We start from the raw sequence: 11,504 nt of genomic DNA, 5'->3' as shown, positions 1-11,504 counted from the left end.
AGCCTACGGTCGCGCGGGTGAGCCGTTCGTACCGCGGACGGCCCCCGCGGGCGACTTCACCCGGGTGACGCGTACGTGATGCGCGTGGACGGGGGCCCGTCGCCCGCGGCGCCCTGCGCCCGGACGCCGCTGCCCCCCTCGCCCACGCCCACGACGAGCTCGGCGACGGTCGTGAGCACGATCAGCGGGAGCAGCAACGGCAGCGCGACGAACCCGGTCCCGGCCGCGCCGAGCAGGCTCCCGACGGCGGCGGGCACCCACCGTGGACGGCTCCCGCCCGCGGCGGGGCGGCTCTCGACCCCGAGCAGGACGGCCAGGACGAGCAGCGCGGCGGCGGCGCCTCCTGCGACGATCCAGGCGCCGGTGACCCATGGCGTCCCGGCCCCTGCGGCTCCCAGGCAGAGCGCGGCGATCCCCGCGACGACGGCCAGCAGGAACACGACCGCGAGCGGGACGTGACCGAAGAGCCGGACCGCGGCCCACATGAGCAGCCGACGGACGGGTCCCGTCCCCGACTGCCGCAGCGTCTCGCGGAAGAGGTGGTCGGCGTCGCGGCGCGCGGCCCGCCGCGCGCTCGCGGGGGCGGCGGACGCGGCGAGCTCCCGCGAGGCCGCGTCGTGCAGGATCGCCGGGAGCGTCTGGCGGCCGTAGCTCGCGATCACTCCCCACAACGGCACGGGCACCGACGCGAGGTCGGTCACGAGTCCCTGCGGCACGGTCTGCTCGACGCTCGCGCGACGCCAGACCGGACCGTCCGCCGTCTGCTCGTCGGCGGGCCGCGAGCTGTGGCCGAACTCGGTCAGGACCTCGAACCACACCTTCCAGCGGCCCGTCACGGGAAGCTGGCGCAGGTCGACCGTCGTGGCCGTCGTCCATCGGTCGGGGTCGCCCGCGAACGGGGCGAGGAAGGGCACGGTGCTCCCTCAGCCGGCGGGGACGAGCGCCGGGGCGTCGGGTGCAGCGCCGTCAGGTGCGGTCTCGTCGGGCGAGTTCTCGTCGGTCACGGTCTCGTCAGGCGCAGACGGAGCCCCGGCGGGCGCGGCGGCCGCAGCCGTACCGTGTGCGAGGGGTGCGACGACCTGCGCCTCGTTCGTCACGCCGTACGGCACCAGGACGCTCGCGACCTCGCGCGCCACGGGGTCGAGGTGCCCGCGCTGGTCGTCGAAGAAGATGTGCGGACGCAGGACGCGCAGCACGCGCCCCTTGTCCGCTCCCCCCAGGAAGAACGCGTCGTTGACCGTGACGCCCCACGAGCGCAGCGTGTTGACGGCCCGCTCGTGCGAGGGCGCGCTGCGGGCCGTGACGATCGAGACGCGCACGCGGGGCCGGTAGCCCGGGTCCTCGGCGACCCGCTCCTCCTCGCGCCGCTGGATGGTGCTCAGCGCGCGCAGGAACGGGAGGATCGGTCCGGCGTGGTGCTCGGTGATCTTGCGCGCGCTCTCGTACTGGTGGAACTGCTCGAGCCCTCCCGACTGGAAGATGCGCTCGGCGCTGTCGTCGGCGAGCACGCCGTCGAAGTCGAACGCCACGCGCAGCTCGCCGGCCTCAGCGGCCGCATCGACCGCCGGCTCCGCCGCGACCGGTGCGTCGCCCGGGGCGACGCGAGCGCCGGACGTGCGCGGCGCCGTCGAGCCGGGCGGGGCGACGTGCCTGACGGCGGCGCTCCCCAGGACCTGCCCCGCCGGGTGTCCCAGCGTGGTCGCCGCGCGCACGTCGCCCGCGTCGCCCGAGAGGAACAGCGAGATGTTGAGCGCCGGGATGTACGCGTAGGGCGCGACGCCCTGCGTGAAGATCGCCCGGCTGATGGGCAGCCCGTGGGCCGCGACCGAGCTCATGACGCGCAGGCCCGTCGAGGGGTCGTTCTTGGACAGGACGAAGACCTCGACCAACGGGTCTCCCGCCGCGGGCGACAGGTCGTTGAGGCTCAGGAGCCGCTGGACGAACTCGAACGCGACACCGGGCCGGAGCATGCGGTCCCGGTACTTGTCCTGGTAGGCGCGGTAGGCGTCGATCCCCTGCTCGTCGAAGACCCGTTGGGACGTCGAGAGGTCGAACAACGCGCTCGAGGAGACACCGACGACGAGCCGGTGGTCGAGGTCGTAGGGCGGCACGGGGACTCCTTCAGGACGGGCGGGGCCGGCAGCGCAGGTGCGGTCGCCGGCTCGGTGACGACGGTCGGGACGGCGGTCTCAGGAGGGCTCGGGCGGGCGGCGCACCTGGTCGTGCGGGTGGCGGCGCGAGTACCGCTTCACGCACTCCTTGCACATCGGCATGGTCGGGAGTCGCTCGGCCTCGCGCGGGGTCATCTCGCCGATGACCTTGGCCCCGCAGAGCCCGCGGTCAGGGTGCACGATGTGCCCCCACTCGGACTCCCAGCGGTAGCCGAACCGGTAGGGCGGGCGCACCTGGAACTCGCGCACCTGCGGGGCCGAGCGCAGGACCGCGGCCTTGTCGAGCGTCTCCTCGCCGTATCCCTGCGGCTGGCGCTGGCACACGTGCCGCACCCGGAACGGCATGGTCGGCGAGTACGCGAGCTGCGTCCCGGGCACGGCCCCCCGGTTCGACGTCAGGAACCAGCGCACCTCGTCGCCCGCGTGCACGCTGCGGACCTCGTCGAGCGCGAAGGCCCGACGACGACCGTCGTAGCACGGCAGCCACTGGACGTCGGCTCCGCACTGCTCGCAGCGCCCGACCCGCACGCCGCTCATGCGAGCAGGCTCGGGGTGTCGACGTGCATGCTGCCTCCGGCGGACGATCGGGTACGGACCGATGACACCCTACGTCCCGACCGCCCACCCGGACCGACTACCCCGTGACCGCGAAGAACCCGTGCGCGCCGCGCTCGGCGTCGATCATGGCGTGGCTCACGAACGGGTACCGGCCCGCCTCGGGGAACGCGAGCTCGACGAAGCCACCCTGGGCGACCGCGAGCCCCAGCACCTGAGACCCGCCCGCCTCGGCGTTGCCGGGACGCAGCCGGTAGGCGCCCTCGCTGAACACGGTGTCGAACTGGCCGCCCACGACGTGGAAGGCCGTCCCCCGGTTGGGCCCCGCCGCGAGGACCCACACGCGCACGCGCTCGCCCACGCGCGCCGGGAGCGGCTCCGCGTCGTACTGGTTGGCGTAGCCGTTGAAGGCCACGACGTCGGGGTCGCCCGTCGCGAGCCGGTCCATGTCGACCTCGCCGCCCTGCGGCCCGAGGTAGTACTCGGACTGGACGAGCAGGTACTCCCGGTCGACCGCGGGCAGGTCAGGAGGGTCGATCACGACCGCGCCGAACATGCCGTTCGCGATGTGCGCGGACATGGGCATGGTCGAGCAGTGGTACATCCACACCCCGGACATCGTCGCCGTGAACGTGTAGGTCAGCTCCTTGCCCGGGGCGATCGTCCGCATAGGACCGTCGGGGGCGAGCGCCCCGGCGTGGAAGTCGATCGAGTGCCCGATCGTGCCGTCGTTGACCAGCGTGATCTCGAAACGGTCCCCGACCTTGCCGCGCAGCGTCGGCCCCGGCGCGGTGCCGCCGAACGTCCAGAGCTTCTGCGTCACCCCGGGCGCGACCTCGGTCACGAGCTCGGAGACGGGCAGCCGCACGCGGTGCACGGTCTCGGCGCTCGCGGGCGCGAGCTCGGCCGGGTGCGCCGTGAAGTCGTCGCCCGGCGTCGCCATGAAGTCCAGGTCGGTCGCGGCGCTCGCGGCGCCGGACCCGTCGTCCGAGCCGCCCGCACCGTGGTCCATGCCCGCCATGCCGTCGTGCCCGGCCGAGCCGGAGTCCGCGCCGCTCCCGGCGTCGCCGCCAGCCAGGCTCGTCCCGTCAGCCGCGCCGCCCGTCGGCTCGATCGAGAGCACCATGCCCATCTGCCGGTGGCCGACGATGCTGCACCACCCGTCGACCGCGCGCCCCACGACCCCGACCTCGAACGTCTCGGTCGCCCCGGGGGCGAGCCGCCCGCTCGTCGCGCCCGTGTCGAGCACGAGGTCGTGGACCGTGGTGTCGGTGTTGGTCACCACGAGCACCAGGGTGTCCCCGGCGGGCACCTCGATCGTGGCGGGGAAGAACCGCATGTCGCGGGCCTCGACCTCGACGGTCGTCGTGCGCCCCGTGGGCACGACGGTTCCCGACGCCCCGGCCTCGACGGGTGCGGCGCCCGTCCCGGTGCCGAGCGCGGCCGGGTCGAGAGCCACGCCGCCCGCCGCGACGAGGAGCAGGACGCTCAGGGCAGCCACTGCCAGGCCCTTGCGCCGCGGTCCCGTCACGGCCTCCACGGGCGGCCCCTGGCGGGCTCCGGTCCGCGCGCGCAGGTCCTGCCCCAGCGCGTGGGCCGCCGCGACGTCGTCGGCGGTCGGCGCCACGAACGGCGTGCGCCGGGCCCGGCGGTGGGCGCGCAGGGCCCCGACGAGCAGCGGGAGGAAGGCCACGAGGGCGCCCAGCGCGACGAGCGACGCGAGCACGTGCACCAGGCTCGGCGCGGGCAGGACGAAGAGCACGAGCGCGCCGTCGAACAGCACGACCCGCAGCACGGCCCCGCGCTCGAGAGCCGCCGTGGTCGAGCGCACGGCCGCGGGGCCGCCGCCCAGCACCACGGGCACCAGGTAGGTCAGCGCGCCCAGCAGGATCTGGGCCGCGAAGCCCGCGGCGAGCGGCACGGTCACGATCCCGACGCGCGCGGCGGCCGTCTCCCACGTCGCGCTCAGTGCCAAGACGCCGACCAGGGTCGCGAGCGACACCAGGAGCCAGGCCAGCGCGCACGCCGCGGACCAGGTCGCGAAGGTCGCGGGCGGACGCCGTCGGGCCGCGGTGACCATGGGCCGCACCGACACCAGGACGCCCGCGAGGTACGTCGCCAACCCCACGGCCGCGACGGGCGGGGAGGCCGCCAGGACCGCGACGACCCCGCCGGCGAGGCCGACCAGCATGAGGGCGAGGGTCGTGCGCGCGGCGCGGGGCGCGTCGTCGGCCATCTTGGTCCGCAGCATGGTCGGCCACAGCGTCACGAGCGTGCCCATGACCGTGAGACCCACGAAGCCCAGCAGGTTGAAGCCCGCGTGCGCGAGCACGACCCGCGTGTGCCACCCCTCGTCCAGGCCGTGTGCGAGGGTCGCGCCGAGCCCCGCACCGAACGGCAGGAGCCAGGCCGCCGCGACGTAGAACCCGACGCAGATCGCGAAGCGGGCCGTGAGCGCGCGGCGCGACTGGAGCCACAGGGCGGTGCCATGGGCCGCGACCGCGACGCCCACCCCCACAGCCCCGACGAGCGTCACGACCCACGTCGCGGTGACCATCCCCGCGACCGTCGCGGCGACCGCGACGTTGAGCAGCACCAGGCGCGCGACCTGCCAGCGCCGCGAGGCGGTCGTGACCCGTCGGCTGAGCAGCGCGTCGGTGAAGTGCTGGCTCCACACGCAGATCGCGTTGGTCACCGCGCCGAGCAGCAGCAGGTGCACGAGCAGCCAGGGCGACGCGGGGATCCACCGGTGGCCCACCGCGACGACCACGGTCGCCACGAGCCAGCCGACCACGGGGGCGTTCGCGCGCAGGTGCCAGGCGGAGCGATCGGTCAGGGGCTTGAGCGGAGCGGGCTGGGCGGACAGGTCGAGCTTCACGGAGCGGTCTCCTCGAGCAGGGAAGGCGAAGGCCCGACGGCGTCGCGCGGCCGCGTCCCGGGCGCCGGCGCGAGGCGCGCGCGGATCCCGACCCCGAGCATGAGCACCACGAACGCGAGCAGCGCGGCGACGTTGAGGATGCCGCCGACCTGGTGGGCCACGGGCAGGTCCCGGGCGTCGCCCAGGCCCAGACGGACCAGCAGCCCCAGGTGCAGGAGGACCGCCGGGCCGTACATCAGTGGCGTGTACGGCAGCCGCACGCGCAGCACCGCGGGCAGGATCACGGGCGCGTGGGCCATGATCATCGAGATCGTGAAGCCGAGGAAGATCGCGTGGATCACGGCGTCGTACCCGGGCCCCGTGGCCTGCCGACCCGCGAGGAGCCAGATCGTCCCCGCGACCGCGAGCCAGACGTACGCCGCGAGCAGGCACGCCGCCATGTACCGCGCCAGGCCGGTCGACCGGATGGTGCGCCGGGCGACGTCGTGCACCGCGAGCCAGCCGCACAGCACCAGGACGGCCGCGCCCAGCAGGACGTAGCCGACCGCAGGCCACAGCAGGGTCGCCACGCACCCGACCGCGAGCGCCCAGCAGACCCAGAGGATCAGCGCCGCGCCGCGACCGAGGAACGCGATCCGGGCCAGCTCGAGCCGCTCACCCGCGATCGTGGCCACCACGAAGCACGCGAGCCCCGGCAGCACGTCGGCGACGCCCACGCCGCCGAGCCACAGGAGCGCGCCGCCCGTCGCGAGCAGGGCGCCGATGAGCTGGACCAGGACCGCGTCGTCGCGCTGGCGCCGCCACAGCGGGACGTAGACCAGGCACAGCGCGCCGCAGCCCGCGACGAGGAGCACCTGGCCCACCACGAGCGGGGCCGGGCTGAGCAGGGCCAGCGCGCCCGCGCCCAGCAGCGCCGGGGCGGCGAAGCCCCACCGGGTGCGCAGCGCGACGGCACGTTCGAGCGCGATCACGGTGCCGACGAATCCCAGGACGAGCAGCACGCCGTGGATCTGGGGCAGGCGCTCGGTCGTGAGCGGGGCCGGCAGGCCGAGCAGCAGGAGCGCCGCGTCGAGCCCGGCGAGGAGCGCGAGGCCCGCGGGCAGCACGAAGACGACGCGTCGCATCAGCGGTGGCCGTCGGACGGGCCGGCGGGCGAGGTCGCGGACTGGCCTGCGGGCGAGGTCGCGGCGCGCGGGGCCCTGGGCCGGGCGGCCGAGGCGGCCCGGTCCGTGGCCCGGTCGGCGGTGGCGGCCCGGTCGGTGGGCAGGAGGTGCAGCCGGCACGCGCCCGGCTCGGCGAAGGGCAGCAGCGACGTGCCCTCGAGAGGAGCCCCCAGCCGCTCGAGCGCCCCTTGCGCCAGGCCGAGGTGCACCGCGCACACGACCTCGGGGTTGCGGTACGCGGCCTCGAGCAGCGGGCAGCGGGTCAGCGCGACCGAGGCCGCGTCGTCGTCGGCCTGAGGTGCGAACCCCAGGCGGTCGAGCAGGTCGACGACCTCGTGGCGCGCGGCGCTCGCGACGCCGTCATCGCCCCTGCCGGGTGTCTTCTTCTCCTGCTCCCTCGAACCGTCGCCCGCGCTGCCCGGGTGCCCGACGTCGTCGGGTCCCCCGCTGGGCCCACGGCACGCGCCCGGCGCACCCTCGTCGCTCCTGGTGCCGCCGACGTTCGCCGGATGCGCGACGCCGTCGGGAACCGTGCCCGAGGGGACCTCGACGTCTCCGACGAGCTCCGCGCCCCAGGCGCGACCTGCGGCGAGCGCGTCGCCCACCGGGTCGGCGCTCGACCGGGCGATCTGGGCCGCGAGCGCCGAGGCCAGGCCTGCGTACTCGGCGGCTCCCGCGGTCGTCGGCGACTCGGTGACCGCGGCGTAGAGCCGGGCCGGGCGTCCGCGCCCGTGTGCCGGGGCGCTCTCGCTGGTCGCGAGCCCGGCCTCGACCAGTCCCTCGAGGTGCTCGCGCACGGTGTTGGTGTGCTGGTCGAGCGCGGTCGCGACCGAGCTGACCGAGCAGGGCTCGGGCTGGGACGCGAGGACGTCGAGGACCGCGAGCCGGGCCTTCGAGAGCCGGGCCGGGCGGACCGCGCGCCGCACGAGCGGCGGGCCGAACCCGGGGCGCGGGGGCGCTGCGTGCTCTGCCCGTCCGACAGCCTGCGTATTTTCCACGGAATAAAGTGTACTAATGTTTGGCGCGTTGGAGAACCACTCCCCGCACTCGGAGGTCTCACGTCATGAGCAGCATCGTCCTGGCCACGTCGGCCGCAGACTCACGCGCCGTCGAGGCCGTCGTCGCCCATCACACCGAGATGAACGGGACCCTCGGGCTGCTGGTCGAGGCGCTGGTCCAGGCCGTCGAATCGGGCGTGCCGGCAGCCGTCGCCCACCGACGGCTCGTCGACTGGACACGGACCGACCTCCTGCCCCACGCGCAGGCCGAGGAGGCCGCGATGTACCCCCACGCGCACCGCGACGAGCACGCCCGGCTCCTGGTCGACGCCATGATCGCCGAGCACGGGGTGATCGGCGAGCTGGTCGACGCCCTCGACAACGCGGCCACCCCCGTCCGTGCCGCAGCCCACGCCCGCGCGCTCCAGGTGCTCTTCGAGACCCACATGACCAAGGAGAACGAGCAGATCCTGCCGCTGCTCGCACTGTCCCCCGACGTCTCGCTCGCCGGCGTCCTCGACGGCCTGCACGAGCTGCTCGGCGGGCACTCGCACGGGGAAGATGGGGGTGTCGGGGAGGCCGGGGCGGCTCGGACCGGTGGCGAGCCCGAGGCGAGCGGTGGCTGCGGTTGCGGCGACGGCGCGGGAGGCGGCTGCGGTGATGGCGCCCCGGAGGGGGCGCCTCCTGCGGCGGGTACGGCCGTCGCTGGCCCGGCTGCCGCGGCGGAGACCGGGGACGCGGTGCCGGCGGCCGGGGGCTCGGCCGCCGGCGCTCCCGCCCATCCCGCGGCGACCGCCGCCGAGGGACACTCGTGCGGCTGCGGCGGGCACGACGACGCCGGCAACCTCCCGGTGCTCGACGCCCGCGCGGTCCCCCACGCGATCCGGCACGCGACCATCTTCGGGGCGCTCGACGGCGTCGCGCCCGGCGCCGGCATGGTGCTCCTCGCCCCGCACGACCCGCTACCGCTCCTGGCGCAGGTCGACGCGCGGTGGCCGGGCACGTTCACGGTCGACTACCTCGAGCGCGGGCCCGAGACCTGGGCGCTGGCGTTCACGCGCTGACCTCTGGCTGGCTCCCGGCCCCGCCGCCGAGCACGAGGTTGCGGTCGCTATGGCGCCCAGGACGGCCGTAACCTCGTGTTCGGCCGAGGCTCGTCGCGGCTGCCCCCGGGCCGTGACCCGGCGGGGGGGCGCTCGAGGGAGGTTCACGGGCCCGACCGCGCACCCCCTGGAGCCGTCGGCGACCGGGTGAAATCGCATGGACGAGTTCTCTTCCGTTCGCGCCCACATGGGACCATTCGGCGAGCCTCCCGACGATGTCGCGATCGAGGCACCCTTCCGCGCGAAAGGCAGTACCCAGCCGATGTCCGACGACGGCATCTTCAAATCCCTCCAGAACCTGCTTCCGGACTTTCCGGCTGCCCTCAATGGCGACACGCATGCGTTGATCGTGGTCGTCTTCGTGGTCCTGATCATCGGAATCGCCGGCTGGGCGCTGCTGTACACAGCCATCCAGTACAGGGCTGCGACGAACGCCATCACATCAGTCGCCAGAATGCTCGACGGTGTCCACCAGGACGAGCTGCCACGTCTCCGGAGCGAGCTGCTCGCGACGTCGGAGAGCATCTCGGCGTCGAGCGGGGTCGGCGCCCTCTGGCGTGAGTTCGACGAGACCCTCGTCGAATCGGACGGCAGGCTCTGGAACACCGTCGAGGCGGACCACTACTTCAACACCGACCGGCTCGCGCCGCGTCTGGTGAGCAACCGGCTCTTGACGGCGGCCCCGGCCGTCCTCACAGCCGTCGGACTGCTCGGCACGTTCATCGGCCTGGCAACGGGCCTGAACAGCCTCAACCTCAGCGAGAGCGCGACGGTCGAGGAGATGCGCTCCGGTATCGAAGGACTCGTGGCAGGGGCCGGCCTCGGCTTCACCGCCTCCGTCTGGGGCGTCTTCTTCAGTCTCGTGGTCAACATCGTCGAGAAGCTCGCCGAGCGACGGGTGGCAGCCGAGACGGCGCGGCTCCAGTCACGGATCGACGAGCTCTTCGTCCTCCATTCTCCCGAGCAGTCGTTCGTCAAGATCGAGAAGAACACCCACGACTCCGCGATCGCCCTCAACGAGCTGCACGAGAAGATCGGCACCCAGCTCCAGGAAGCAGTGGCAGGTATCTCTCAGGAGATGCAGGACGCGTTGACTCGCGCCATCGAGACGTCGATGGCTCCCTCGATGGCTTCGCTCGCCGAGAGCACCGCGACGCAGTCGGCCGAGGTCTTCGAGAAGCTCGTCGACAAGTTCGCGGACGCGTTCCAGTCGATCGGGACGCGTCAGGCGGAACAGCTGGGCGCGGCCTCCTCGACGCTGGACGCCACCGTGGCCGCTGTCGCCCAACGCGTCGACAGCTCCGTCGCGGGGCTCTCGGACGCCTTCGAGGCGGTCGGGGCCCGTCAGGCCGAACAGCTCGACGCCGCGGCGGCGACGCTGGGCTCCGCCCTCGGCTCCGTCTCCGACAAGGTCGGCGGCGCGATCGTCCTGCTCAAGGAGAGCGCGGCCGCGCAGTCGACGGCGACGGCCGAGCAGGCCGAGGCCTTCCGCGAACAGCTCACCGAGCTGTCCGAGCTGACGGCACGCCAGGCCCGCCTGCTCGACGGCTCTCTCTCGGCGATCACCCTGGGCCTCGACTCGGCCGCCACCAAGATGGGTACCGCGACCACGTCGCTCGACACGTCGTCGACCACCTTGCAGGGCACCGCACGAGCCTTCGCGCAGACGAGCGAACGTTTCGAGTCGTCATTGAACGCGGGCGCCCAGGCGCTCGAGGGGACGGCCGAGGCTCACGCGCAGGCAGCTGCGGCCCTCAGCAACCACACGAAAGCGCTCGAGCAGATCAACTCGGCCTCGCTCGACGCGACGGAGCGGCTCACCCAGGCGGCTCGCGCTGCGGGGACGAGCTTCGAGACCATGCAGGTCCACCAGGGCCGTTTCCTGAACGACCTCAGGTCGCAGGTCGACAACCACTCCGCCTCGCTCAAGGACTGGCTCGACCAGTACTCGGACCAGGTCCACCACCAGACCTCCGAGCGGATGAGCGACTGGAACAAGCACACGCACGCGTTCTCCTCGCACATGCTCGACGCGACCAACGCGCTCTCCGAGGTCATCGCCGAGATGGAGGTGAGGATCGGTGCGCAGGACGCGGGGAAGAGCTCGCTCTCGTGAGGAGGCGGAGAACCCGTACTGGATCTCCTTCTCGGACCTCATGACGGCTCTCCTGGCCGTCTTCATCCTGGCCGTGGTCGCACTGGTCCTCCAGCTCACGGAGAAGCAGGAGGCCCTCGCCGCCGAGCAGAAGACGGCGCAGGAGCAACGCAGCCTTTTCTCGGACCAGATCACCTCTCTGCAGCACGCCGAGGAGGTCCGGTCGGACGTGCTGGTCGAGGTGGCCACGACGCTCCAGGCGCAGGGCATCGACGTCATCGTCAGCCAGGACAACTCGGTGCTGAGCATCCCGACTGCCCTCCTGGGCTTCGACTCGGCGTCGTTCGAGATCCGGCCCGAGCACCGGGACGTCGCCCTCGCGATCGGGGCTGCGATCGACGACTCCTTGCGCCACGACGAGCGCTTCCGCTACCTCGACACGGTGTTCGTCGAGGTTGAACTCCTGGTAGATGGTGGCGATGCCCAGGCGCTCGGCGTCCTGGGCGCTCTGGATGCGCACCTCGCGGCCCTCGGCGTAGAT

9 protein-coding genes are annotated in these 11,504 nt (G+C 73.7%); 3 read left to right on the top strand and 6 right to left on the bottom strand.

The genetic code is table 11. The annotated features are described in order from the left end of the window. Window positions 1–56: 56 nt before the first annotated feature. The 6 genes from ACFWFR_RS02545 to ACFWFR_RS02520 form a co-directional block, all read right to left on the bottom strand. Window positions 57–914, bottom strand: coding sequence for a DUF1353 domain-containing protein (locus ACFWFR_RS02545; protein WP_377620971.1), 858 nt, complete (start codon window positions 912–914; stop codon window positions 57–59). A 9-nt stretch (window positions 915–923) separates the two neighbouring features. After that, window positions 924–2,111: a 5'-nucleotidase gene (locus ACFWFR_RS02540; RefSeq protein WP_377620969.1), complete on the bottom strand. Its 1,188-nt coding sequence runs from the start codon at window positions 2,109–2,111 to the stop codon at window positions 924–926. Window positions 2,112–2,189: 78 nt separating this feature from the next. After that, entirely contained in the window at window positions 2,190–2,708 is a 519-nt protein-coding gene (locus ACFWFR_RS02535) for a hypothetical protein (protein ID WP_191803418.1), read from the bottom strand. Between the two features lie 97 nt (window positions 2,709–2,805). Continuing rightward, a complete protein-coding gene (locus ACFWFR_RS02530; protein ID WP_377620968.1) occupies window positions 2,806–5,604 on the bottom strand; it encodes a multicopper oxidase domain-containing protein in 2,799 nt (932 codons plus the stop codon). Beyond that, window positions 5,601–6,728 (bottom strand): hypothetical protein, encoded by a 1,128-nt coding sequence (locus ACFWFR_RS02525; RefSeq protein ID WP_377620967.1) that lies wholly within the window; start codon window positions 6,726–6,728, stop codon window positions 5,601–5,603. The genes ACFWFR_RS02530 and ACFWFR_RS02525 overlap by 4 nt, the downstream gene beginning before the upstream one ends. Then, on the bottom strand, window positions 6,728–7,765 hold the full coding sequence (locus ACFWFR_RS02520) for a helix-turn-helix transcriptional regulator (protein ID WP_377620966.1): 1,038 nt from the start codon (window positions 7,763–7,765) through the stop codon (window positions 6,728–6,730). Before ACFWFR_RS02520 ends, ACFWFR_RS02525 begins: the two co-directional genes overlap by 1 nt. A gap of 65 nt (window positions 7,766–7,830) precedes the next feature. On the opposite strand from ACFWFR_RS02520, the gene ACFWFR_RS02515 reads away from it, so the two are divergent. The 3 genes from ACFWFR_RS02515 to ACFWFR_RS02505 all read left to right on the top strand — a co-directional run. Continuing rightward, complete coding sequence (locus ACFWFR_RS02515) at window positions 7,831–8,829, top strand: DUF2249 domain-containing protein (protein ID WP_377620964.1); 999 nt, start codon at window positions 7,831–7,833, stop codon at window positions 8,827–8,829. Between the two features lie 301 nt (window positions 8,830–9,130). Further along, complete coding sequence (zorA, locus tag ACFWFR_RS02510; protein ID WP_377620962.1) at window positions 9,131–10,984, top strand: anti-phage ZorAB system protein ZorA; 1,854 nt, start codon at window positions 9,131–9,133, stop codon at window positions 10,982–10,984. Beyond that, window positions 10,950–11,504, top strand: a 555-nt coding sequence (locus ACFWFR_RS02505; protein ID WP_377620960.1) for a flagellar motor protein MotB, incomplete at its 3' end; no start/stop codon positions are given. The genes zorA and ACFWFR_RS02505, both read left to right, overlap by 35 nt.

Origin of the sequence: Oerskovia sp. NPDC060287, assembly GCF_042726775.1 — a bacterium.
Taxonomy (GTDB): domain Bacteria; phylum Actinomycetota; class Actinomycetes; order Actinomycetales; family Cellulomonadaceae; genus Oerskovia; species Oerskovia merdavium.
Note: the sequence above shows the minus strand (reverse complement) of the source record. Positions and strands in the feature narration are given on the sequence as shown.

Excerpts from the sequence above, each read along its gene's own strand:
- ACFWFR_RS02535 (WP_191803418.1), bottom strand. The coding sequence starts at position 2,708 with ATGAGCGGCGTGCGGGTCGGGCGCTGCGAGCAGTGCGGAGCCGACGTC.
- ACFWFR_RS02525 (WP_377620967.1), bottom strand. The coding sequence starts at position 6,728 with ATGCGACGCGTCGTCTTCGTGCTGCCCGCGGGCCTCGCGCTCCTCGCC.
- ACFWFR_RS02515 (WP_377620964.1), top strand. The coding sequence starts at position 7,831 with ATGAGCAGCATCGTCCTGGCCACGTCGGCCGCAGACTCACGCGCCGTC.
- zorA (WP_377620962.1), top strand. The coding sequence starts at position 9,131 with ATGTCCGACGACGGCATCTTCAAATCCCTCCAGAACCTGCTTCCGGAC.